We start from the raw sequence: 24,167 nt of genomic DNA on the forward strand, positions 1-24,167 counted from the left end.
TGGATTCTCAGGGACGAGTGATTGGCACCTGGGCTGACGTCATCAACCGGGCGAACCTGGGTATGGAAGTGATGCACGAGCGCAATGCTCACAACTTCCCCCTGGACCTGGCCACTGCTGAGGCTCCTGAAATCATCGGCTAGGCTTTGCTAGTCCATTGATTGAGTAACGAAAAAAGCGCTCCCGACCGGGAGCGCTTTTTTCGTTTTTGCTAATGATTTAAATTGAATCTCTTCCTTTCCTAGGCGGCTGTGACCCGACAGATACTCTACACGATCGCAGATATCACCAGTAAATGCCCCCTGACAACGGCTAATGTCATAGGGGTACTCTGCACAACCGCGATATGTCTCTCAATTCTCAAGCGCTGCCCGACTACGAACGCCACCTGTTGGCGGCTATGGCCTTCTTTCTAGGCCGCGACTCAGATGCCCAGGCCCGCGCCTGCCTGTGCATGTACCTGCGCCAGGCCGAGCCTCGCATTATGGCTCAGGTGCGCTACTACGCCCACCAGATTTCTGCCCAAACCGGAAAGCAGATCGCAGCCTATGACCTGCTCCAGATGATTGTCGACTCGCCCGAGGCGGTGGCGGCGGCTCTGCCCCACCTGGGTCGAGTCCATAACGATGACCAGCCCGACATCTTTAGCTGAAAAACTACAAGTTAAGTTTCGCAATCTCTGCTGAATTGGGGGAATTGCCTGTGTATAAATCCTATCAGGCAACTCAGTGGAGTTTATGATGGCGTCTTTTTTGATACAGGAGTTCCGGTTCAGGCCTAGCACCCGCTGGGGGCAATTCGTCGGGCTGATGGGGGCGGCTCTGGTGGGTAGCCTGCTGCTGGCGGCACCGGGGTACGAGGCTAAGGCGCAGGCCAACTCTGCCGCCACCGTCACCGAAATTTTAGACAGCAACCAGGTCTACATTCAGAACCGCGCGGCCCAGGTCAACAGCGTGGCCCAGCAGCGGCAGCAGGTTAGAACACGAGCCGCCCGTGCCTCGCTGCGGTTTAACAGCGGGGCTGTCGCGCGCCTGGCCCACAACTCCAGTTTGGTGGTGGGGCAGTGTGCTCAACTCAACCGGGGCACGCTGCTGGTCAACGGCACGCTCAACGGCTGCTCGACCTCCACTGTAGCCGGGGTGCGGGGCACAATTTATACCATCGAGGTGACCGAGGCGGGCGAGACGATTATTCAGGTGTTTGAGGGGGAGGTAGTAGTCGAACGCAACCTCAACCCGGTGACGGCTGACCCGATGGCAGACGACTTTGACCCCCTCGATCCATCCCTTGACCCGGTGGTGCCGGGCAACGACCCGGTAGTCCCCTTTGTCAACCCGATGGAGCCGCCCGCCAGTCCTGGGATCAATTCCCCGGGGACCAGCCCAGGCATTGAGCCACCTACCACAGGGCCAGGAAGCCCAGGTTTTGACCCGCCTCTAGAGCCCAATCCATCTACCCCGCCCGCTAGCCCCACGACAGGACCCATGGGCTCCCGCACTAAGCCTATTGAGAGACTTTTAGTAGCTGCCCAGGCTGAGCTCAAGCAGGATGGCTTACCGAGCAGCGACGCAGATTCTGATTCTGCTTTGCCCGAGGGGAATGCTGAGGAGGCTGACGGAGAAACCGTGGACTTTAGCGCAGATGACTCCCTGACGATCGCGGAGGGGCAGCAGGTGATTATCGATGCCGAAGATGACGAGGCGGTCATTCTACCCCTGTCGCCCGAGGACTTTATTGACCTGCTAGAAGGTCCGCTGATTGACGGCTTTGCGCTTGAAATACCGGGCATGGCCAACCTGCGGCGATCGTTCGAGCAGCTGTTTCCCGGGGTGCCGCTGCCCTACTACTGGGTGCCGTCAATTCCCAGTCCGCCGATTCGTTTTCCCTTCCCGTTTTAGAGCGAGGCCAAATGCTAGGGGATGGTTGCCGTGGTTAAGTCCTACCGCCGCCTGTTTCAGCTGGGGCACGGGCTGATGGTGAGCTGGGCCGTGTTTGGGGCGATCGCCCTCACCTCCCAGCATCCGTGGATTGTGCTGATTGAGGGACAGGCTCAGTCGTTTTTGCTGCGCCTGCGGGGGCCGGTGCCGCCCCCTGAGGAAATCGTGATCTTGGGCATTGACGAGTACTCTCTCAGCCAGGGCGATCTCTACCGGGCCGACCCAGAGCGCTATCCCTTTCTAGCTCCGCTGGCGATCTGGCCCTGGCAGCGACAGGCCTACGCCCAGGCGATCGAGCAGCTGATGGCCGCTGGCGCGAAGGCGGTGGCCATTGACGTGCTGCTGGTCGACCCCAGCGGCTACGGCCCCGCCGACGACGATGCTCTAGAAGAAACTCTGGCCCGGTGGGGCGATCGCGTTGCCCTGGCCGCCGCCTACGACGTATCGAGCAGCGACTTTGGCCTGTTTACCAACCTGCTGGAGCCGATCTACAGCAGCCAGTCCCAAGTGGGGCTAATTAACCTGGAGGCCGATGTAGACGGCAAGTACCGGACCTTCCCCGATCGCGGCATTGCCACCCTGCGGCAGACCCACGGCTTTGACGATAACTTACCCTCCCTGGCCGGGGCGGCCCTGGCTGCCGCCGACTTACCCAAGCCCGATCGCCAAAGTCAGGATCTCTTTTTCTACGGCCCGGCGGGGACGTTTCCGGTGGTGTCGTTTGTGCAGGTGCTCGACCCCACCAACTGGCCCCTGATTGCCGACCAGTTTGAGGGCAAAATTGTGCTGATTGGCCCGATGGCTGAGTCGTTTCAAGATCGCAAGCGCACCCCCATCGACAACACCATGCCGGGGGTCGAGCTTCACGCCCACGCCCTGGCCGCGCTGATGGCGGGCAAAACCCTCGGCGCGGCCATCCCCAATCCGCTGGTGCAGGGACTGCTGACGGCGATCGCGATCGGCGCAATTGGGCTGGGGTTGGGCTACCGCTTTACTCAGCCGGTGCCCAGGTTGGCGGGCTTTTTGGGCGCGATCGCCGCTTGGGGAGGGCTGGCCTACCTGCTGATGGTGCAGGGCGATCGCCTGGTGCCCGTCGCGATTCCTGTTGCCTGTCTGGGTATGGGCGGTGTCACCTACATCGCCACCGGAGCGGTCAGCAACCGGCTCGAAGAACAACGCCTGCGCCGCACCCTGGAGCGCTACGTGGCCCCCTCGGTGGCCCAGGAAATTCTCAATCAGCCCGAAGATTTCACCAGCCTCACCGTGGGTCAGCGGTTTCAGGCGGCGGTGCTGTTTTCAGACATTCGCGGGTTTAGCCGCATCTCGTACCAGCTGGGGGCCGAAGAAACCGTCAGCCTGCTCAACACCTACCTCGATGTCATGGTGGCCGCCATTTTGGAGTACCGAGGCACCATTGACAAGTTTATTGGCGATGCGGTAATGGCCGAGTTTGGCGCGCCTAAATCGCTCGGGCCAGAGCAGGATGCCCTGGGAGCCGTAGCCGCTGCCCTGGCGATGCGAAAGGTTTTAGCGACCCTGCGCACCACGCTGGTGGCCCAGGGGCTGCCGCCGCTTTTTAACGGTATTGGCATTAGCTACGGCGAGCTGGTGGTAGGCAACGTGGGCTCGGTGCAGCGGCTGGAGTACACCGCCATTGGCGACACCGTCAACGTGGCCAGCCGCATCGAGGGGCTGACCAAACTGATCGGCACCGATATTTTGATTACCGAGCCCTGCTACGACCTGGTCAAAGACCACATTGTGACCGTAGACCACGGCACCCACTTTTTGGCTGGACGCGAGCAGGAAGCGGTGCAGGTGTATGGCGTCGTCGCCCTCAAGGGCGAAAGCGATGAGCTATACCACCAGGTGCAAACCGATCTGGTTCAGCACCTTAGCCAGCCCAAGGCAATCACCATTCCCACCCAGCCCCCCGCGACCTGATACAGCTGGTTAAGGCGGGCGACCTGCGTCAGCTGGCCTGGGTGACCTGGTCGCTGGTGTACGGCCTGTTTATGCTGCTGATTGAGCAACAGTTGCCCATTGCTGATCAGACAGAGAGCATGTCATTAGCTCAATTGGCAACTGACACGCTGGTCAGCGGTCTGACATCCAGTGGTCCAAGTTTGGGGCAACAGTCACTCTCGCCGTCATGCCCTTAGCGCTTGAATAGTCGCCTGGAAGCAGGAGCGAATGCCGCGATCGCCCTTCTATCAGGCGATTAACTGCCCAAGCAAGTCTGTCCGTACTTTCAAGGTCCTATTCTTTTGGTTAGGTACAGCTCACGCATAACTTAGGAAAATAACCCAATCAACGAGTTCAGAACAACTATGATGACGCCCCTCAAGTTTCGGCAGCAGTTTGCACACCATCATCAAGGAGCTGATTGGGCGATCGCCAGCCAGCCGTCAAACTGTTTGCCAGGGTAAAAACCTTGCGTGCCTGGAATTTTCCTTTTATACCTATGCCTTGCAGTATTAGTTGTCTACACAACGAAAATGGGAGGTTTTATGATCCCTTACGTAACGTTAAATACTGAGCGCCTGCGGCTGCGACCCCTCGGTGAAACAGATGCTGAGGTGCTTTACAGCATTTTTTCTGATGCTGCCGTCATGCGCTATTGGAATACGGCCCCCTGGGAACATGTGGGGGAAGCTAGGGATGCGATCGCTAACGATTTTGAGGCCCGTCGTACCGGCAGCTATTTGCAGCTCGGCATTGAGAAAAATGCCGAGGCCCAGCTGATTGGCACCTGCACCTTATTTAACTTCAACCATCAGTGTCGGCGGGCAGAGTTGGGCTATGCTCTAGCGCGCTCAGCCTGGGGGCGAGGCTTTATGCATGAGGCGCTATCGGCGTTAATTGACTACGCCTTCGCCGAACTCAAACTGCACCGCATTGAGGCCGAAATTGACCCCAGAAACCAAGCCTCTGCCAAGACCTTAGACCGTCTAGGCTTTCTCAACGAGGGGCATCTGCGCGATCGCTGGATGGTCAGCGACGAAGTTTCAGATTCTCACCTGTATGGTTTGCTGGTAAGCGATCGCCTGAGCCCGGCCCAGGGCAATCGGCAATATCTGCGTGAATATGCTTGATTTCCAGCACACTTCGCCTTTAAACGCTGTTTGGCACGAGAGAGTATCCATCTTCAAAAAAACTAATCAGCGACCTCAGGCTTGGCCTGTCACACCAAGCCAGCCTGATTCGTCCTATGAATGCATATGAATGCTTTTGACCCAATTAATCAAAGAACTATCGCCATGGTACATCTATTACACATTGATACCAGCCCGCGAGGGGAGCGCTCGCACTCTCGATGCATGACGCGCGAGTTTGTTGCCCAATGGCAGCAAGTTCACCCTAGCGATACCGTCACCTATCGAGACCTGGGCCACCAACCTGTTCCCTACGTCGATGAACTGTGGATCGCGGCAGCGTTTACGCCACCCGAACAGCGCACGCCTGAGATGTGGGAGGCGATTCGCCTCAGCGATCAGCTCGTAGACGAATTCTTGGCCGCCGATATCTACGTGATTGGCGTTCCGATGTATAACTTCAGTGTTCCTGGGGTTTTCAAATCGTATATTGACCAGATTGTGCGGGTCGGCCGCACGGTCATCTATGGCACAGACGACTCTACCCATGGATTTAAGCCTCTAGTGCTGGGTAAGAAAATGTTCGTCATCGAATCTCGAGGAGCCGCTGAGTATCACCCTGGTGGGCAGTACGAGGCCATGAATCATCACGATCCCTATCTGGTTACTGTGTTTGGGTTTATCGGCATTACCGATATCACTTTCATTTATGTCGGCAATGATGTTGAGTCAATCTCTAAGGCACGTACCCACGCCATTGACCTAATTGCTGCTTAGTACGATGTGTTGAGTCGTCTAAATTTCTATGAGTGATCTGAAAACATTCAACCAATACCGTCCTTTACTGTTTTCCATTGCCTACCGAATGTTGGGGACGGTTGCCGATGCGGAAGATATGGTGCAAGAAACCTTTCTGCGCTGGCAAAAAACGGCAGGGGTAACGGTAAACTCTGCCAAAACCTATTTATCAACGATCGTTACCCGTCTCTGTATCGACCATTTGCGCTCTGCTCGCGTGCGGCGAGAACAGTATGTTGGGCCGTGGCTACCTGAGCCCATGCTGACCCAGCAAACGTCAGATCCAGCCGATGCGGTGGAGCTGGCCGATACTCTCTCAACAGCTTTCTTAATGTTGATGGAAAACCTCTCGCCTCTAGAGCGAGCTGTATTTCTACTCCGGGAAGTTTTTGACTATGACTACAGTGATGTGGGGCGCATGGTGGATAAAACCCCCACCTATTGTCGGCAACTGGTGCGACGGGCACGCCAACACCTCACGTCCCAGCGGCCTCGCTTCGAGGTTTCACCCCAGCGGCAGGAGCAACTCGTACAGCAATTTCTTCGAGCTTGCCAGCAGGGTGATTTGCAGGGCTTGATCAGGTTGCTCTCCGAAGATATTACCTTCTGCTCAGATGGTGGCGGTAAGGTGGCGGCCGCTCTAAAGCCTGTCCAAGGGGCGGTCAAAGTTGCTCGACTATTGCTAAATATTCGTCGTCACAAACCCCCTTCGACGCGAGATTATTCAGTCGAGATTAATGGGCAGTCAGGAATACTTCAGTTTGTTGATGAGCAGCTTTCCTATGTGTATACCTTTGATTTTTCTGGCGATCGCATTCAGACCATTTATACGCAGGGCAGTCCAGACAAACTGATGCTGTTAAAGCAAAAAATAGCTTCCGAGCAACATGTTTTCTCAGCTTTTTAGATCGCTAATAGATCTGCTATCTACTAATCGATTACAGAATCATGCGGTCAAATTTTAAGCAGATAAATGGAGAGAATTGATGCAAAAAATCAGTGGACTTGCAATCATGGCGATCGCCTTACTTCACAGCCTGATCGGTCTAATCGCACCAGGGCTGATCGGCTTTGAAGGCATTTGGCAGGATATTGCGGCTTCAGGTGTTTTCGATGCCGCTAAACCACAGACCCTCAGCCTTTGGGGGTATTACTGGTTCCTGCTGGCTGGAATCTTTCTGATGCTTTGTGGTGGTCTATGTTACTGGGTTGAACATCGCCTCGACCACATTTTGCCAGCTTTTGTAGGGTGGGGGCTGCTGGCGATCGCCCTCTTTGGCATCGGTCTAGATCTAGATACCGGCCTTTGGCTGGTACTGCCTGTAGCCATCAACACCGTGCTAGCCTCGCGAGCTAGCGCTGCGTTGCCAGACTAATCATCAAAACGTTTAAGAGCCCATAACGAACGATGCCTCCTATTAATCAAGAACGAGCAGCAGCATGAAAGAACTGACCTACTTTGTCGCTTGCAGTGTTGATGGGTTCATTGCCCACCCCGACGGCTCCCACGACGGCTTTTCTCAAGATGAAGCCTATCTACAGGACTTATTCAGCGACTTTCCTGAAACGGTGCCGACTCATTTTCGTGCGGCTCTAGGTATCTCCAGCGAGAACAAGTGGTTCGACACGGTGCTGATGGGCCGCAAGACCTATGAAGTCGGCCTCAACGAGGGCGTGACCAGCCCTTACTCCCACCTCAAGCAGTATGTGTTCTCGCGCAGCTTGCCAGCCAGCCCCGATAAACATGTAGAGCTGATCTCAACCGATGCCGCCGGATTTGTGTCTCGTTTGAAAGACGAACCCGGCCAGGGCATTTGGCTCTGCGGTGGGGCAGATCTCGCCGCCACGCTCTTTGCCCACCGCCTGATCGATCAGCTGATTTTGAAGGTCAACCCGTTTTTGATGGGGGTGGGCATTCCCCTATTTGCCCATGGGATTGAGCAAACGGCGCTGACGCTGTGCGATCGCACCATCTACGACAACGGCGTAGTGCGACTTCACTACCGCTTGAAGTAACGCTTTTGAAGATTCATTTCGTCTGCCCACAAAATAGTACGTGAGAACTATAGTATTTGGGCGGTTAGCCGACGTTGCCCCAGCCGGTACCCACCATGTCTGAGTCAAACACCATTGCCCTGCGGCCCGCCACCCTAGCCGATGTGAGCCTCCTCCGTCGCTGGGATGAGCAGCCCCAGGTGATTGCCGCCGACCCCAACGACGACTGGGAGTGGGAGGTTGAGCTAGCCCGCACCCCCACCTGGCGCGAGCAGCTGATTGCCGAGCTAGATGGTCGCCCCATTGGCTTTATTCAAATCATTGACCCGGCCCAGGAAGACAGCCACTATTGGGGCGATGTGCCCGCCAATTTGCGGGCGATCGACATCTGGATTGGCGAACCCACCGAGTTGGGCAAGGGCTACGGCACCACCATGATGCGGCTGGCCCTGGCCCGCTGCTTTGCCGACCCCCAGGTGACGGCGGTGCTAATTGACCCGCTGACCAGCAATACCCGCGCCCACCGCTTCTACCAACGCCTGGGGTTCAAGTTTTTGGAGCACCGCCGCTTTGGCGACGACGACTGCTCGGTCTATCGCCTAGACCGGGCCACCTGGTCTGAGATCAACGCCCAGTCTCCCTAGCTGGGCAATACATTATTTGGGGTAAATGATTGGTCGCCCTGTCGATTTTGCCTCCCGGCGTTCGACTAATGGGTAGAGCCAGAAATGTCATTCATTCAAGGAGACCGTTATGCAAGTTAACCCTTACCTGATGTTCGATGGTCAGTGCGAAGCCGCCTTCAAGTTTTATCACCAGGTCTTAGGGGGAGAGCTAGGTGACATGATGACCTTCGCCGGTTCCCCTGCCGAGGGCGCAGTGTCCCCCGAGTTTGCCAACAAAATCATGCACACCCAGCTAACCTTGGGCAATTGGGCGATCATGGGCTCTGACTGCCCTCCTGGGCAATACGATGCGCCCAAAGGCTTTTCAGTTTCCCTGCAAATTCCTGACCCCGATAAAGCCGAGCATGTTTTTCAAGCTCTAGCCGAAGGCGGCACCATTCAAATGCCCCTCGAAAAAACCTTCTGGGCGCAGCGGTTTGGTATGGCAGTCGATAAATTTGGCATTCCCTGGATGATCAACTGCGAGTAGGTCCAGGTCGAAAAACCGGCTCGTTGACGGTCAATTGAGAAGATTTCTAAGCAAGAATTTTCCGATTTGGCTCAAACATTCCGGACGCTGTAGCAATGCCCATCATTAGAGAATCAGTTCTCTAAAAATAATCTACGCAGCAATTAGTTTTTCACCGCGTAAATCGGATGTCTGCATGTCGTATTCAGCGATGACATGCAGGCATTTACCCTCAAAAGCGATAACTCAAGGAGAAATCTAATGACTACTACAACTGACCTGCAACAAACTCAACCGGCAGTAGAGCAGCCCACAAAAGCACATCAGTGGCTTCAACAACTCGTAGGCGACTGGGCCTATGAGGTTGACGGCATGGCAGGACCAGACCAGCCCATGGAAACATCCACAGGGACAGAGAGCGTGAAATCTCTGGGTGACCTGTGGGTAGTCGCCGAAGGCCAGGGGGAAATGTGCGGCAGCCCCGCCACCACCATGATGACGCTCGGCTATAACCCTCAAAAACAGCGCTTTGTCGGCACCTGGGTGGGGTCGATGATGGCTCACCTCTGGGTCTACGACGGCGAACTCGACGCTGCCGAGCGGGTGCTCACTCTGCAATCTGAAGGCCCAGTCATGACTGGCGAAGGCAAAATGGGCCAGTATAAAGACGTGATCGAATTCAAGAGCCCTGATCACCGGGTACTGACCTCCTTTTTCTTAAGCGATGACGGCCAGTGGCAGCAGTTTATGACGGCCAACTACCACCGCCAGTAGCGGTTGCCCAAACAGCTCCTCGGCTGCGTCCCTCTCTGGCTTGAGGCACCCGAGGAGCTTTGACGATTGTGAATTTTAGTTTTGCCAGAAACCCCACAGCAGCAACTCCTCTGAATTGCTTTTCATTGATGTGGACGATGCCAGTGCCGAGCATCAGCGCATTGCGGCAATGGGGGTATCGATTGAGGTGGAACTGCGCGATGAACCCTGGGGCGATCGCCACACCCATCGAGACCGAAGCCCAGGGTGAGCGCTTCTTCCAGGTGAGCGACCCCAACGGGTGGTGATTCAACTGGTGCAATGGATGACGCCCTCAACGGCGTGATTGATTGGTAAAAATCTTGCAACATTAATTTGTAGTATGTATACTACAAATCTGTCGTTGATGCTTTAACAAAGCCGCAAAACACCTAAAAACATGGATGGGGGCCGATTCAGGTTGCTCGGAGGTGGCTAAAGCACCTCGTTTTAACTGAGGAATTGGCTATCCGATGGGGGTAATTACGAGGGCAATAAACTCTTCCATGTGAGCATTCCTGTCAGAATCCGACCTCAGAATCTGGCTAGACCAGCGCTACTACAGCGATGCCCGTTCCCCTATTTGGAGCAGTCCCACTATCGCCACCAGCGCTGGTGGCGATAGCTTTAGGTGAAGACTGATAAACCCTGGTTTATGCAGCTGTAGGGTGGGCAATGCCCACCGCTAACCAACGCTACTTATCCCAGACCTCTACTGCATAGTATTGATGAAACCCGTTTTCTACGTCATTTTAGCTAACTCATTGGTGGCAAGCCTAACCAACACCTTGGTCTGGTTTGGGGTCACGTTTTGGGTTTACCTGCAAACGCAGTCGGTGCTGGCGACCTCGGTAATGGCCGGGATATACCTGGTTACTGTCGCCATTTCTGGCTTTTTCTTAGGCTCACTGGTCGATCGCTACCGCAAAAAAACGGCCCTGCTGATTTCCAGTGTTGGTTCGCTGGTAATGTATGCAATCGCCTACTTAGTTTATGTATCTACGCCAGCGGCTGTTTTTGCCGACGCATCTAGCGCCATTCTCTGGGCATTTATTATTTTGGCGCTGATGGGGGCGATCGCCGGGAACCTGCGCACCATTGCCCTGCCCACCCTGGTAACGGTGCTGATTTCTGAAGCGGAACGCGACAAAGCCAATGGCTTGGTGGGCACCGTCAATGGGGTAGCTTTTTTGGCGGCTTCTATTGTAAGCGGGCTGGCAATCGGGTTTTTAGGTATGTACTGGATGCTGGTGATGGCGATCGCGCTCACCGTTCTGACCATTCTCCATTTGTGTACTATCCCCATTCCTGAAAAGCGAATTGTTCAGACCGAGGCAAAGCTCAATCACATTGATATTCGAGGCACCATTCAGGTGATTCGTCTGGTGCCCGGATTATTTGCGCTGATCTTCTTCAACTGCTTCAACAACTTTTTGGGCGGCGTCTTTATGTCGCTGATGGATGCCTACGGGCTATCTCTGGTGTCGGTACAGGTGTGGGGCACTGTGTGGGGAGTTTTGAGTTTGGGGTTTATTGTTGGCGGGTTGGCAGTGGCCCGATTTGGGCTGGGTAAAAGCCCGCTAAAAACCATGTTTCTGTCCAACATTGTGATGTGGATAGTGGCCATGGGCTTCACAATTCAGCCGTCGATTGTTTTGCTAGCGGTAGGGTTGCTGGCGTATCTCTGTCTAATTCCCGTGGTGGAAGCTTCCGAGCAAATGATCTTACAAACGATGATTCCGCTGGAGCGCCAGGGACGGGTGTTTGGCTTTGCCCAAAGTATTGAGCAGGCGGCCTCACCGCTTACCGCCTTTATGATTGGCCCGATCGCCCAATTTCTGTTTATTCCCTTCATGACCACCGGGGTCGGGGTCGATTGGATTGGCCCCTGGTTTGGCACCGGCAGCGATCGCGGCATTGCCCTGTTATTTACCCTGACAGGCTGCGTAGGGCTGGTGGTAACGGTGCTGGCGATGCGATCGCGGTTCTACCGCAGACTGGCAACAAATTATGAAAAGCGCTACGCAGAGAATCTCCAACTTGAGGCCAGGCAGCTTTCTTGAGATGTTGATTGCTACATTTTCAAAAATTATAACATCCCATGAAATTACCGAGGCAAACTTTAACCCTATTGAGGTTTTAGGCCATGACCAATCAACGCCCCGCAGGCGTCACTATTCTTGCCATGATTCACTTGATCGGTGGTGTGTTGACCGTGGGTGTCTCAGCCATAGTTTTTGGCGGGATATTTAATGCTGATGCAGCCGCAACGCCAGGTACAGAGATTAGTACGAGAGAGTTGTTAGCCGCTAGCGTTGTTATCTTCATTAGCGGTTTAGCTGGTCTTTTCACAAGCTACGGGCTATTTAATCTCAAAGGCTGGGGGCGGATTCTGGCCATAGTTTTTACCTTCATTAATGTTATTTATAGCCTGATCAATTTGTTTAAGGCAGTCAACATCGTCGGAGCCTTTGTCGGCATCTTTTTCTCTGGTTTTATTCTGTATTATTTAAATACTGTCTCTGTAAAAAGGGCATTTGGTAGAGTTTGAGTATCTTGGTTAAACTGGGTTGCCCTAGGGCTATTTTTGCTGGTTATAAAAATTATTTTTTCTCAGATTTTTGGGGCAGAAATCTTCTCCTTAGTTATGCCCATTTTGGGGTAGACGCGCTGGCATTTCACTAAGCAGAAGGATAGGCGATGACCGATTCCATTCGTTACCGTAATACTGTTCTGGCGTTGACCCAGGCCAAATGCGTGGCTACCCCGCTTCTACTGACTAAGCTGCACCGACCGTCACCGCGATCGCATCTGGTGAGGCGTGATCGCATTTTGCAAACCCTTCAGCAGGGGGTGAGCAGTCGGATAATTTTGGTGTCTGCCCCCGCTGGTTTTGGCAAAACGACAGCCCTGGGCGAGTGGGCGCAGCAGACCCAACAGCCGGTAGGCTGGCTGGCCCTAGACGAGCGAGACAACAACCCAAGGCGCTTCTGGAGCTATCTGGTGGCAGCCTTGCAAAAGGCAGATGGGTTGCTGGGAGAAGCCACGCTGTCGATGGTGCAATCGCCAGAACCGATCCCCTTTGAGGTCTTTTTAACGCCGCTCTTGAATGAGCTAACCCAGCTGCAAAGCGATCTAATTCTGGTGCTGGATGACTACCACGTGATCACCGCTCCGACTATCCACGAGGGGCTGAGGTTTTTGCTGGAGCATTTGCCTGCGGGGGTGCGGATGGCGATCGCCACCCGCAGCGATCCGCCATTCCCCCTGGCTCGCTGGCGGGTGCGGTCGCAGCTAACAGAGTTGCGAGCCACCGACCTGCGCTTCACCGATGCCGAAGCTACCACCTTTTTGCAACGGTCGCTTCCGCAGTCTCTCACTGAGGCTCAGGTGATGACCCTCCAGCAGCAAACCGAGGGCTGGATTGCAGGACTGCAGCTGGCGATGCTCTCCCTGCGGGAGTCGGCTAGCCCGACAGCGCTGCTAGCAACCTTTGGCGGCACTCAGCGATACATTTTGGACTATCTGGTGGAGGAGGTGTTGAACCGCCAACCGCCCTCCGTGCGGCAGTTTTTGCTGCGAACGGCGATCTTGGAGCAGCTGTGCGGTAGCCTCTGTGCCGCCGTGGTGGATGAAGCGGCGGTTAGCAGCACCCAGGCCCTGGAGCAGCTAGATCGGCAGAATTTGTTTGTAGTGCCGCTGGATGACGAGCGCACCTGGTATCGCTACCATCACCTGTTTGCCGAGGCCCTGCGCCACCAGCTCCAGCGGACGGAACCAGATCTGGCTCTGGGCTGCCACCGCCGCGCGGCCCAGTGGTATGAGCAGCAGGGTTACGTGGCCGACGCCCTGCACCACGCGATCGCCGCCGATGCCTTTGACTATGCCGCCCAGCTAATCGAGCGGGAAATGCAGACCAGCGAAAACCCGCGACTGGATGCCGTGGTGCTGAGTGATGCCCTGGCGACGCTGCCCCTCGACCTGGTTCAGGCCCGTCCCTGGTTGCTGGCGGCAAAGGCCTGGGTGGGGTTTACCGCTTCCCAGTTTGCCGAGGCGGTTGCCGTTATTGAACAGATGGAGCAACTGCTCGAAAAGAACATATCCGAGACGGAAAACACCGATCAGCTCTGGGGATTGGTGGTCGCCCTGAAGGGAATGAAGGCCCGACAGCAGGGGAATAACGTTGAGTCAGCCGCCTTTATGGAAAAGGCGCTACAGCTGTTGCCCCAAAACTATTCCTGGCTGCGATCGCTGATTCTGCTCAATTTGGGCGTCACCTATTTTGTCGATGACAACTACAATGCCGCCCAGCGGTTGCTGCCGGAGGTCAGCCGGATTGGTCGCGCGCGGGGGGCGGCAGATCCGGCGATCGCGGGGCTTTACCTACAGGCTCAGTTTCTCGCCCTGCGCGGACAGCTCACTGAAGCCACCGCCCTCTGCCAGCAGGGGTTAGACCTGGCGACAGAACGACGCTGGCTCGCCACCTATGCCGGAGTTCTGGTGCAGGTGGCGTTAGCCGATCTGCTGCGGCAGCAAAATCAGCTAGACGCCGCCGCCCACCATCTCGGCCAAAGCATCGATCGCGCCATTGCAAACCAGCAGCCCGGCCTGATGATGGGCTACATCACCCTGGCGCGGGTGCGTCAGGCCCAGGGCGATCTAGCGGCGGCCTGGGCGGCGATTCGCCAGGCCGAGCGGTGTCAGGTCTGGCTCTGGCCAACCATTCTCCCGGTCGCAGCCTGCAAGGCCCGACTGTGCCTGGTTGAGGGCAATCTCAATGCCGCGATCGCCTGGGTGGAGAGCAGCGGACTGACCGTGGACGATGACCTGCACTACAACACCACTGAGAAATGTCCCACCGCCGCTGAACTCATTTACTTAACCTACGCCAGGGTGCTGCTGGCCCAGGGGCAGCAGACCGCATCGGCCCCGCCTTTACAAACCGCCCTGCGATTGCTCACCCGCCTGCAAGCCCAGGCCCAAGCGGGCGGGCGCACCCTGCGCCTGATGGAAACCCTGCTGTTGCAGGCGCTGATTTGGCAGGTACAGGATGAGCGATCGCGCGCCTTAAATTACCTGCAACAAGCGTTAGAAATCCCGCATCAGGATAACGATATGCGTCTGTTTTTAGATGAAGGGAAAGCGATGGCAGACCTGCTTGCCTGCGCTGCTTCCAGCAGAGTTCAGACTAAAGAAGTAGTGAGATTACTGGCAATCTTTGAGCTTCAGCCAGCCCAGAAACCTGCTGTGGTGCAGCCGCTGGTGGAACCCCTGAGCGATCGCGAACTGGAGGTATTAACCTATTTGGCCACGGGCATGACCAACCAGGCGATCGCCGATGATCTATACGTCAGCCTCGCCGCCGTCAAATGGCACGCCCGCAACATCTACGGCAAGTTGGCGGTCAAAAACCGTACTCAAGCCGTCGCGAAAGCCAGGGAATTAGGAATCTTACAGTAGCAGCAGCTCAAGCTTCAGGATCTATCCTTTTGGTTAGTGAGTCGGTGGAGCGATCGCGCCATACTAAAACGCTATCGGACGCGTGACCCGACGTGACGACGATACGGTTCCCTTTAATCAAGCGGACGCTTGGCCAACAGTTGTGACTGATGTCGTCGCTGGCGCTGTACAGGAGGGTGCAACCTCTCTCGGCTAAACCCGAATTGAGAATTTCTCTATGGAAAAACAGATTGTTTATCTTTTCGTGTTCGACACCCTGGCTGACTGGGAGACGGGCTATGCGATCGCAGCCATCAACAACCCAGCCTACCAAAAACGTCCCAAACGCTACTGTGTGCAGACTCTGGGGCTATCCAGTGACCCCGTTACCACCATCGGCGGCATCACCATTCTGCCCGATGTATCCCTAGACGAAGTGGAGGCCGGTGCTATGCTGATTTTGCCCGGTGGTGAAGCCTGGGACGATGGCAAAAACGCTCCGATTCTAGAAACAGCTAAGGCTTTTCTCCAAACAGGCATCCCGATCGCAGCAATCTGTGGAGCGACCGCCGGACTAGCCCGAGCCGGGCTTCTAGACGACAGCCCCCATACCAGCAATGCTGCCGAATATTTGCAAGCCACCGGCTATCGTGGTGCAGCCCATTACCAAAACCAGCCTGCCGTCACCGCCGACAACGTGATTACGGCCAATTCAACGGCTCCAATCGAATTTGCCTACCACATCTTTAAAGCGCTCGATCTGTATGATTCGCCCGTTTTAGACGCCTGGTTTGGCCTTTTTAAGACCGGTGATCCGGCTTACTATTTTACGCTACAGCAGCTCACCGCCTCACCCCAACCTTAGCGGAGGAACCGATGAAAGCAACTATCCGGCAGCACTTTAAATCAGAACTTGCCAGGGCAAAATCAGCCACCGCAGAGCAAAACGTTGCGGCGGCCTGGACGGCTCTACAGCGGGCTCACCTGCTGGGGCAGAAAGATGCGATCGCCCACACCGTCGCTCACTGGCACATGCTCACTCTGGCCTGGCAACAACAGGATTTCAAAGAAATTAAAGGACAGATTATGCCGACCCTACTGGCCTTTCCCCTCTCGTATGACTTGGGGGATTAAGCTATGTCTCTTGCTGAGTTAATTCCTTTGGTGAACGATCTGAGCCAGTCAGACAAATTATCACTCTTCAAACTCTCAGCAGTACAAATCCCAGACGCTGAACTACAAATCATCTTTTCTGCATCAGAGTACCCGATTTGGTCACCCTACGACGCAACAGAAGCCGCAAATGTTTTGATGCAGATGATTCAGGATGACCGAGAGGCATCTACTCATGCCTAGTACGATCGAATTTCCTTTTTCTGCTGATGAAGCATTGCTGACGATTCCTATTGCTCTGAGTCATGCTGACTTTTCTATCTCCGCGAATGCATTGCTAGACACTGGGTCTACCGTCAATCTATTGACTTATAGCATTGGGGTTCAATTAGGTGCAATTTGGGAAGAACAAACCGTTCGGTTGCCATTAGCTGGAAATCTGGCAACGGTTGAAGCACGAGGCTTATTTGCGCATGTTCAGATCGGGACTCTAGAACCTGTTCGCCTGGCATTTGCTTGGGCACAAGTCTCTCAGATACCCTTTATTCTTGGGCAAACAAACTTCTTTCGGGAATTTGATGTCTGTTTTCAGCGATCGCGGCGCACAATCGAAATCATCCGCCTCTAAACCTTATTCTCGTTCAGAGATTACTAGTTGATCCTCAATTATTTCCAGACAAAGGTGTAGCGGCAGCTCGTTTCGGCTAAAGCCCAAAATTCTTTCGACCAGATCATTAATTTCTTCTTGAGGTACTTCATGAGCCTCAAGATAGTAAATATAGCCCTCCAGATCGGAGTGAGACAATTCTTTACGGGCAATCATCTGTAAATCATCATTTAGCAATAATGATCGAGCATCGATTGGAACATGACCAATAGAGGGAAACAAGTCTCTCAATTGTTCTAGAGTTGGTGTGTCAGTGAGTTTTTCGGCGAATAAAGCTGCATGATACGCATCACGGTTGAAGTCAAGCATGCGGAATACGGATACTTGACCGTCATCAGATGAGATCGATGCATAGTACCCGCCCCACACTAGGTCAAGGTTAAGCTGTTTTTCCATTGGCCTTCACAAAACTCAAAATCCTTCTTCAACGCCGTCTAACAAATCAATCAACTGCTCGTTTGGGCGAGCAATCGTTTGACGGAGACGGCTACATTCTCAAAAGCCAGGGGAATAATGCTGCCGTCTTGTACGGTTGTTCGCTGTTTGTATTGGCCTGCTATCGGCTGCCTGAATATCGTGACCTGCATTGTCGATAGACTTGCAACCCAATATTCGGGAATCTCGGCGGCGGCGTAAATAGCGGTTTTAATGCTCAAATCTTGCTTCAGGCTCGTTTGAGCAACCTCGACCAGCCAAAAAATATCTTCGGGGTGCGGATGGCGATTACAGTAGGTCGATTCGGGCAGGCGAACCACGGCAATATCCGGTTCTGGTTCAGAATCTGCCAGGGTAATGGGGCCATTGAAGCGAACCTCGGCCTTCCCTGCCAGCAGTGTTTCCAGGTATTTTGCCCCCTGTTTTGCAGTCGTGTAGTGGATCGGGGTTTCTGGACTCATCTCAACGATCTCTCCCCTCAGCAACTCGACCCGGCGCGTCTGTAGAATGCCCGCCTGGATCATTCGGTGGTAGTCGTCTACAGACCATTTAGCGAGGGTTTTCATCGCAAGCTCACTTAATCATCCTCTCGCTATCAGTATAGAGGTGCTGTTGGGAGGAGTCCCTATCCCATATCACTGTAGACTCGCCCCTTCCAGGCACCACCCTGACCTGCCCAGTGCCGTCGCGCCGAGTCGAGCGTCATCAGCGTGTAGAACAGCGCAATGATCGGCAGCGCCAGAGCTAATAGAGGATTACCGCCGTAGAGGCGCAGTGTGGGCCAGTAGGCTAGAGCCATTAACAACCACCCCGCCAACCCGGTCAGCGCCAGGGTCGGGTTGCCCCAAACCAGCCCCAAACCTACGCCGAGGGGCGAGACCAGGTAGACGAGCACCATGCCCAGCACCGTGCCGACCAGCAGCCAGGGTGAGTAGTTGAGCTGCGTGTAGGCGCTGCGGGCGACCATATTCCAAATACTGTGCAGATCAGGGTAGGGGCGCAGGCTGTGGATGGTGGTGCTGAGGCCGAGCCAGATTGGTCCATTGGCTTTAACCGCTGCTCCCAATGCGCAGTCGTCAATTAAGGCCTGTCGAATGGCCTGGAGACCGTTGATCTGCTGTAGAGCGCTAAAGCGGATCAGAGCGCATCCTCCCGCTGCCGCTGCGGTTCGTTTTTGGGGGTTGTTCACCCAGGGGAAGGGGTAGAGCATCTGAAAAAAGAAAATAAAGGCGGGAATCAGCAGCCGTTCCCAAACGCTCTCGCAGCGCAGCTGCACCATTAGCGATACCAGATCGAGCCTGTCGCCCTCGGCCTTACTCACCAACTGCTGAGTGCTGGTCGCATCGTGCTCAATATCCGCATCGGTAAATAGCACGTAGTCGGGCGGGGTAATCTGCGATGCCAGGTAGCGCCAGCCCTGCTCCATCGCCCAGAGCTTGCCCGTCCAGCCGGGAGGGAGGGTTGCGCCTGGGAGGATGGTCAGGCGATCGCCCCGATCTACTGCGATCGCCGCTTCCTTAGCCACCGCCGCCGTTCCGTCACTGCTCTGATCATCCACCAGCACCACGGACAGGTTGCCGGGGTAGGTCTGAGTGAGGTGCGATCGCACCGCCACCCCAATCAGCTCCGCCTCATTGCGGGCCGGAATCACCACCGCCACCGTGGGCCAGGTGGCCAGAGGAGTCACGCCATCGGCATCAAGCCGCTGGTCAGCCCGCCAAAACTGGCCCCAAAACAGCAGCATTCCAACCCAGATTAGGAGGGCCAGACTCGTTAAGCTCAACGCTAAGATCGCCATCACCATGCCTGCGGTTAATTCTTTCGCATCATAGAGGCGATCGCGATCGCTGACGACGCTAAGCTAGAGCAAAAGGCACTCCCAGGAGACTTCCATGGCTCAAGCCAACCCCAAAATTCGCTGGACGACTGCCGATTTAGAGGTTCTGGCCGCCGACGAATGGAAGCGCTACGAAATTATTGATGGGGAGCTGTGCGTGACTCGCGCTCCCCATATCAAACATCAAGATACTGCTGGAGAGATCTATGCCCAGTTGCTCCTATGGTCAAAGCAGAGCGGGTTGGGTAAACCGTCCCTGGCCCCAGGACTGATTTTTACCGACACCGACAACGTCATTCCCGATGTGATTTGGAGTTCCCACGATCGCCTCGCCGCCCTGACGGATGACGAAGGCCACCTGCGCGGTGCACCAGAACTGATTGTAGAAGTGCTCTCTGAGGGCAGCACCAACGAGCGGCGCGACCGCGAAGCCAAGCTCAAGCTCTACTCCCAGCAGGGCGTGCAGGAATACTGGATTGCCAACTGGCGACTGCGGCAGGTAGAAGTCTATCGCCGCCAAGCCGCTCAGCTCCAGCGAATTGCGACGCTACTGGCAACAGACAACCTTGAATCACCACTGCTGCCAGGGTTTCTCTGTCAGGTAGGCAGCTTTTTCTAGATAGACTGTTTAGGTTTAGAGTTGCCCCTCCTAGGCAGTGTTTTAAAACCTGCGATACGATGGGAGTGTAGATTAGTACACTTAAACTGACAGCCTTTGGTAGAACGCAATCCTATTTCACGACGAGATTTGACCAATGATCAATGGCAACGCTTGCAGCCCTTGATGCCTAAACCGAGCCCCGAAGGCGGACGACCGCCTAATGACCATCGCATTACCATCAATGGCATTCTTTGGGTCTTGCGCACCGGTGCCCCCTGGCGCGATTTGCCCGACCGATATGGGGCATGGGAAACCGTATCAGGACGATTTTATGCCTGGCGCAAACGCGGACTTTGGTCTGAGATCCTGGAGCAATTACAACAGGACGCCAATACGGCTGGGGAGTTTGGCTGAACGCTCCATTTTGTCGATGGCAGCGTGATTCGAGCCCATCAGCACGCCGCTGGTGCTAGCGACAGTTCAGCCGAGCAAGAAGCTCTCGGCTATAGCCAAGGTGGCTTCAGTACCAAAATTCACCTCCGTTGTGAAGCCTCTGGCAAACCGGTGACGTTCTTGCTCACAGTCGGCCAGCGTCATGAGGCGGTGATGTTTGAGCCATTAATGGAGCAAGGGGCCGTCAAGCGAGAGGGACCAGGGCGTCCTCGTCTCCGTCCGAAACGGGTTGCAGGGGATAAGGGGTATACCGGCAAACCCATTCGTGACTATCTGCGACGGCGGGGGATTGGCGCAGTGATTCCCCGCCGGGCGAATGAATCTCGCCAGGGCACTCGCTTTGACCGCGCCGCCTATCAAGAACGAAATCGGGTCGAGCGTACGCTAAATCGATTGAAGCAGTATCGGCGCATTGCCACACGCTATGAGAAACGAGCGGTCAATTATCTCGCCATGCTGACGATTGCGGCAATTATGCTCTGGCTTTAGACCTTCAATCCTGAATCTGGCTCACGGGTCCTTGACCGCAACAGATGGTGTTGGAGAGGTTTTAAAACACGCCCTAGTCAGGACCTAGAATGCTGTGCCCCTACGCAAAATTCGTCTGGGCTATCTTTCCCTGGCGGGAGCATTTGCATTATGCTGCCTCAGTGACCGCAGCGTTCAGAATGTGAGGGATGGCTATGCAGACTCAAGAACCGCAGCAGTTGACCGGGCTTGATCGGGCCATCGCCGCCGCCCAAAACTACCTGCTGGCTCTCCAGCACCCCGACGGCTACTGGTGGGCCGAGCTAGAGTCAAACGTCACCATTACCGCCGAAATCATTCTGCTGCACAAGATCTGGGGCACCGACGGCGCGCGGCCCCTGGCCAAAGCCGAGCACTATCTGCGATCGCACCAGCAATCCCACGGCGGCTGGGAACTGTTCTACGGCGACGGCGGCGACCTCAGCACCTCCGTCGAAGCCTATATGGCGCTGAGAGTTCTTGGCGTGCCCGCCAGCGACCCGGCCCTGCTGAAGGCGAAAGACTTTATTCTCAAGCACGGCGGCATCAGCAAAACCCGCATTTTCACCAAGCTGCACCTGGCCCTGATCGGCTGCTACGACTGGCGCGGCCTGCCCTCGCTGCCCACCTGGATCATGCTGCTGGAGTCGCCGTCGCCGTTTACCATCTACGAACTTTCGAGCTGGGCGCGGGGCAGCACCGTGCCGCTGCTGGTGGTCTTTGACCAAAAGCCGGTCTATCAAATCCAACCTGCTATCAACGTAGATGAACTCTACGCCGAGGGCATCGCTAACGTGCGCTGGGAACTGCCGAAAGCGGGCGACTGGAGCGATATCTTTGTCTGGCTCGACGGCGCGTTTAAATTTGCTGAATCGATCAACTTCACCCCGTTCCGCGACGAGGGTCTGCGCAAAGCCGAGCAGTGGATTCTAGAACGTCAGGAGGCGACGGGCGACTGGGGCGGCATTATCCCCGCCATGCTGAACTCGATGCTGGCCCTGCGCTGCCTCGGCTACAACGTCAACGACCCGGTGGTGCAACGTGGTCTACGAGCGATCGACAACTTTGCGGTAGAAACCGACGACACTTACTGGGTGCAGGCCTGCGTTTCCCCCGTGTGGGATACGGCGCTGGGCATGCGATCGCTGACCGATTCGGGCCTGGACCCCGCCCACCCTAGCCTGGTGCGGGCGGGCGAATGGCTGCTCGAAAAGCAAATCTTGGACTACGGCGACTGGATTGTCAAAAATCCCCAGGGCCAACCGGGGGGCTGGGCGTTTGAATTTGACAACCGCTTCTACCCCGATGTGGACGACACGGCGGTGGTGGCCATGGCGCTGCAAGATATCAAACTGCCGGATGAGTTGTTGAAGCGTGAGGCGATCGCCCGAGCCGTGCGCTGGGTCGCCACCATGCAGTGCAAAACCGGGGGCTGGGCCGCCTTCGACATCAACAACGATCAAGACTGGATCAACGCCGTCCCCTACGGCGATCTCAAGGCGATGATCGACCCCAGCACCGCCGATATCACCGCCCGAGTGCTAGAGATGCACGGTCGCCTCAGCCGCGAACCCGGCCTGGCGGCCCGCTACGACCGCGACCTCACCGCCCAACGGCTGGAGCGGGGCTTGGCCTTTTTGCTCAACGAGCAGGAGGCCGACGGCAGCTGGTTTGGCCGCTGGGGTGTGAACTACATCTACGGCACCAGCGGGGTGCTGTCGGCGCTAGCGCTGATGGCACCCGATTCGCACAGCGATCCCTACGGGAAGCGGGCGGGCGGGGCAATCGCTCGCGGCGTCAGCTGGCTGATTAGCTGCCAAAACCCCGATGGCGGCTGGGGCGAAACCTGCCGCAGCTACGATGACCCCGCCCTCAAGGGACAGGGGCCGAGCACGCCGTCTCAAACCGCCTGGGCGCTGCTGGGGCTGCTCGACGCGGGTAGTTCTGGAGCCGCCGAGCTGGCCATCGAAAAGGGCATTCGCTATCTGCTTGAGACGCAGACCGCCGAGGGCACCTGGAACGAGCAGGAGTTTACCGGCACCGGCTTTCCGCGCCACTTCTACATTCGCTACCACCTGTATCGCCACCATTTTCCGCTAATGGCCCTGGGCCGCTACCGAGCGCAGGCTTGATGTATTGCAGCCGTTGATTGTATGGGGGCGTAGCATATGTTGTGCAACATAAGGGTATCCCCCTGAGTGCGACACAAAGCTATGCCCCCTGTGCCAAACTGGTCACAACTTATTCACCTGCAAGCGGGCCAACTTATTCGGTGCAATGAGCCGTAGCTGTGATTTATGGGCCATTAGCACCACTGTTGTGAACGGCTATATCCACCCACTGGGCGAGGGTGTAACCGAGCGAAAACCGCTAGTTTAAATCAACTGTAATAGTTGCTCAATCTGGGCGATCGCTGCGATCGCCCACCTGATCTGCTGACGCTTTTTGATCAGCCCTTCCTGTCGCAGTCAGCTTACAGATTTGAGATCTGCTGCGCCCATCAACGGGTATTTCTAGCCCCTTTGACGCACGAATTAACGCTTAATTCGCAGCAAAATGAGGGCCACTGTCACATTCTGCTATCAACCGTTTGTTATGCAAATTCCATTAGATATCACGTACCGCGATGTCGATAAAACCCCTGCTTTAGAAGCGCTCATTCGCTCCAAAGTGGATAAGCTAGAAGATGTGTGCGATCACATCATGGGGTGTCATATCGCCGTCGAGCGCGCCCACACTCATCCCAGCCACGGGTCGCCCTACCGCGTACGACTCGATTTAACCGTCCCCCCTGGCCACGAAATTGCCGTGGCTAAAAACCCCGGTGAGGGCGTGCAGTACGACTCTCTAGAAACCGTCATTCGCGATGTGTTTGATGCGGCCCGTCGTCAGCTCAAAGAACTGACTGAAAAGCAGCAAAACCACACCAAGAGCCATCCCGAACAGGTTGTCGGCGGTATTGTTAGCAAGCTGTTTCCCTCCCAGGGCTATGGCTTTCTAAAAAGCCTGGACGGGCAAGAGATCTACTTTCACAGCAACAGCGTTTTGCATGATGCCTTCGATCGTCTCACCGTAGGGGCTGGCGTTCAGTACTTTCTTTCGGAAGGCATTGATGGCCCCCAGGCCAGTACGGTGAGATTGCTGGACAAGTCTGGCGTTCGCCCCCCTGACGATCGCTCTGACTCAGCCCCCATTGAGCAACCCCAGGGATGGGGCTACCAACAGACGTAACCTTGTGAATGCTTGGGCTGTTTTAGATTAAATCTGTCTTGAGAGACCCTGATTCAAAACAGAGATCTCGTAGGGACATTGCACAGCGCAATGCCCCTACAAACCAGGGGGTATACGGGCAGGATTTGCTCTA

Annotated in this window: 25 protein-coding genes and 3 pseudogenes; 25 read left to right on the forward strand and 3 right to left on the reverse strand. The window is 55.6% G+C overall.

Features of this window, described 5'->3' with window-relative positions; all coding sequences use genetic code 11:
• The 21 genes and pseudogenes from ACQ4N7_RS13380 to ACQ4N7_RS13480 all read left to right on the forward strand — a co-directional run.
• Positions 1–143, forward strand: a pseudogene (locus ACQ4N7_RS13380) (photosystem II q(b) protein); the annotation flags it as partial.
• A gap of 203 nt (positions 144–346) precedes the next feature.
• Positions 347–652 carry a hypothetical protein gene (locus ACQ4N7_RS13385; RefSeq protein ID WP_430712007.1) on the forward strand — a complete coding sequence of 102 codons (306 nt, stop codon included), beginning with the start codon at positions 347–349 and terminating at the stop codon, positions 650–652.
• Between the two features lie 88 nt (positions 653–740).
• Complete coding sequence (locus tag ACQ4N7_RS13390) at positions 741–1,898, forward strand: hypothetical protein (protein ID WP_430712008.1); 1,158 nt, start codon at positions 741–743, stop codon at positions 1,896–1,898.
• 30 nt (positions 1,899–1,928) lie between these two features.
• Complete coding sequence (locus ACQ4N7_RS13395) at positions 1,929–3,881, forward strand: CHASE2 domain-containing protein (RefSeq protein ID WP_430712009.1); 1,953 nt, start codon at positions 1,929–1,931, stop codon at positions 3,879–3,881.
• 566 nt (positions 3,882–4,447) lie between these two features.
• Complete coding sequence (locus tag ACQ4N7_RS13400) at positions 4,448–5,032, forward strand: GNAT family N-acetyltransferase (RefSeq protein ID WP_430712010.1); 585 nt, start codon at positions 4,448–4,450, stop codon at positions 5,030–5,032.
• Positions 5,033–5,197: 165 nt separating this feature from the next.
• Positions 5,198–5,809 carry an FMN-dependent NADH-azoreductase gene (locus ACQ4N7_RS13405; RefSeq protein WP_430712011.1) on the forward strand — a complete coding sequence of 204 codons (612 nt, stop codon included), beginning with the start codon at positions 5,198–5,200 and terminating at the stop codon, positions 5,807–5,809.
• Positions 5,810–5,837: 28 nt separating this feature from the next.
• Entirely contained in the window at positions 5,838–6,737 is a 900-nt protein-coding gene (locus tag ACQ4N7_RS13410; RefSeq protein ID WP_430712012.1) for an RNA polymerase sigma-70 factor, read from the forward strand.
• Positions 6,738–6,816: 79 nt separating this feature from the next.
• The gene (locus tag ACQ4N7_RS13415; protein ID WP_430712013.1) at positions 6,817–7,206 is read left to right on the forward strand and encodes a DUF6463 family protein; all 390 of its coding nucleotides are present in this window, start codon (positions 6,817–6,819) and stop codon (positions 7,204–7,206) included.
• A gap of 64 nt (positions 7,207–7,270) precedes the next feature.
• The gene (locus tag ACQ4N7_RS13420; RefSeq protein WP_430712014.1) at positions 7,271–7,846 is read left to right on the forward strand and encodes a dihydrofolate reductase family protein; all 576 of its coding nucleotides are present in this window, start codon (positions 7,271–7,273) and stop codon (positions 7,844–7,846) included.
• A 95-nt stretch (positions 7,847–7,941) separates the two neighbouring features.
• Positions 7,942–8,469 (forward strand): GNAT family N-acetyltransferase, encoded by a 528-nt coding sequence (locus tag ACQ4N7_RS13425; RefSeq protein ID WP_430712015.1) that lies wholly within the window; start codon positions 7,942–7,944, stop codon positions 8,467–8,469.
• 109 nt (positions 8,470–8,578) lie between these two features.
• On the forward strand, positions 8,579–8,980 hold the full coding sequence (locus ACQ4N7_RS13430) for a VOC family protein (protein ID WP_430712016.1): 402 nt from the start codon (positions 8,579–8,581) through the stop codon (positions 8,978–8,980).
• A gap of 240 nt (positions 8,981–9,220) precedes the next feature.
• Positions 9,221–9,733, forward strand: coding sequence for a DUF1579 domain-containing protein (locus tag ACQ4N7_RS13435; protein WP_430712017.1), 513 nt, complete (start codon positions 9,221–9,223; stop codon positions 9,731–9,733).
• A gap of 169 nt (positions 9,734–9,902) precedes the next feature.
• Positions 9,903–9,983 (forward strand): hypothetical protein, encoded by an 81-nt coding sequence (locus ACQ4N7_RS13440; protein ID WP_430712099.1) that lies wholly within the window; start codon positions 9,903–9,905, stop codon positions 9,981–9,983.
• A pseudogene (locus ACQ4N7_RS13445) lies at positions 9,949–10,058 on the forward strand (VOC family protein); the annotation flags it as partial. The gene ACQ4N7_RS13440 and the pseudogene ACQ4N7_RS13445, both read left to right, overlap by 35 nt.
• A 421-nt stretch (positions 10,059–10,479) precedes the next feature.
• Entirely contained in the window at positions 10,480–11,814 is a 1,335-nt protein-coding gene (locus ACQ4N7_RS13450; protein ID WP_430712018.1) for an MFS transporter, read from the forward strand.
• Between the two features lie 83 nt (positions 11,815–11,897).
• A complete protein-coding gene (locus tag ACQ4N7_RS13455) occupies positions 11,898–12,302 on the forward strand; it encodes a DUF2127 domain-containing protein (protein ID WP_430712019.1) in 405 nt (134 codons plus the stop codon).
• Positions 12,303–12,451: 149 nt separating this feature from the next.
• Positions 12,452–15,211 (forward strand): LuxR C-terminal-related transcriptional regulator, encoded by a 2,760-nt coding sequence (locus ACQ4N7_RS13460; RefSeq protein WP_430712020.1) that lies wholly within the window; start codon positions 12,452–12,454, stop codon positions 15,209–15,211.
• Between the two features lie 217 nt (positions 15,212–15,428).
• Positions 15,429–16,055, forward strand: a complete 627-nt coding sequence (locus tag ACQ4N7_RS13465) for a type 1 glutamine amidotransferase family protein (RefSeq protein ID WP_430712021.1) — start codon at positions 15,429–15,431, stop codon at positions 16,053–16,055.
• Between the two features lie 11 nt (positions 16,056–16,066).
• The gene (locus tag ACQ4N7_RS13470; protein ID WP_430712022.1) at positions 16,067–16,324 is read left to right on the forward strand and encodes a DUF3703 domain-containing protein; all 258 of its coding nucleotides are present in this window, start codon (positions 16,067–16,069) and stop codon (positions 16,322–16,324) included.
• 3 nt (positions 16,325–16,327) lie between these two features.
• Entirely contained in the window at positions 16,328–16,546 is a 219-nt protein-coding gene (locus ACQ4N7_RS13475) for a hypothetical protein (RefSeq protein ID WP_430712023.1), read from the forward strand.
• On the forward strand, positions 16,539–16,931 hold the full coding sequence (locus tag ACQ4N7_RS13480) for a hypothetical protein (RefSeq protein WP_430712024.1): 393 nt from the start codon (positions 16,539–16,541) through the stop codon (positions 16,929–16,931). Before ACQ4N7_RS13475 ends, ACQ4N7_RS13480 begins: the two co-directional genes overlap by 8 nt.
• Positions 16,932–16,934: 3 nt before the next feature.
• Here the strand turns inward: ACQ4N7_RS13480 and ACQ4N7_RS13485 are convergent, their stop codons facing one another.
• Genes ACQ4N7_RS13485 through ACQ4N7_RS13495 form a run of 3 tightly spaced genes read right to left on the reverse strand, consistent with a single transcriptional unit; the run spans position 16,935 to position 19,203 of the window.
• Complete coding sequence (locus ACQ4N7_RS13485; protein WP_430712025.1) at positions 16,935–17,366, reverse strand: hypothetical protein; 432 nt, start codon at positions 17,364–17,366, stop codon at positions 16,935–16,937.
• A gap of 50 nt (positions 17,367–17,416) precedes the next feature.
• Positions 17,417–17,971, reverse strand: a complete 555-nt coding sequence (locus ACQ4N7_RS13490) for a Uma2 family endonuclease (protein ID WP_430712026.1) — start codon at positions 17,969–17,971, stop codon at positions 17,417–17,419.
• A 59-nt stretch (positions 17,972–18,030) separates the two neighbouring features.
• Positions 18,031–19,203: a glycosyltransferase gene (locus tag ACQ4N7_RS13495; RefSeq protein ID WP_430712027.1), complete on the reverse strand. Its 1,173-nt coding sequence runs from the start codon at positions 19,201–19,203 to the stop codon at positions 18,031–18,033.
• 94 nt (positions 19,204–19,297) lie between these two features.
• Between ACQ4N7_RS13495 and ACQ4N7_RS13500 the strand changes: the two genes are divergently transcribed.
• The 4 genes and pseudogenes from ACQ4N7_RS13500 to ACQ4N7_RS13515 all read left to right on the forward strand — a co-directional run bounded on the left by ACQ4N7_RS13500 (position 19,298) and on the right by ACQ4N7_RS13515 (position 24,034).
• Positions 19,298–19,861, forward strand: a complete 564-nt coding sequence (locus ACQ4N7_RS13500) for a Uma2 family endonuclease (RefSeq protein ID WP_430712028.1) — start codon at positions 19,298–19,300, stop codon at positions 19,859–19,861.
• A 114-nt stretch (positions 19,862–19,975) separates the two neighbouring features.
• Positions 19,976–20,785 (forward strand): annotated as a pseudogene (locus ACQ4N7_RS13505) (IS5 family transposase).
• Between the two features lie 194 nt (positions 20,786–20,979).
• Entirely contained in the window at positions 20,980–22,935 is a 1,956-nt protein-coding gene (gene shc / locus ACQ4N7_RS13510) for a squalene--hopene cyclase (protein WP_430712029.1), read from the forward strand.
• 463 nt (positions 22,936–23,398) lie between these two features.
• A complete protein-coding gene (locus tag ACQ4N7_RS13515; RefSeq protein WP_430712030.1) occupies positions 23,399–24,034 on the forward strand; it encodes an HPF/RaiA family ribosome-associated protein in 636 nt (211 codons plus the stop codon).
• The last annotated feature ends 133 nt before the right edge of the window (positions 24,035–24,167 follow it).

Source organism: Nodosilinea sp. AN01ver1, assembly GCF_050565655.1.
Taxonomy (GTDB): domain Bacteria; phylum Cyanobacteriota; class Cyanobacteriia; order Phormidesmidales; family Phormidesmidaceae; genus Nodosilinea.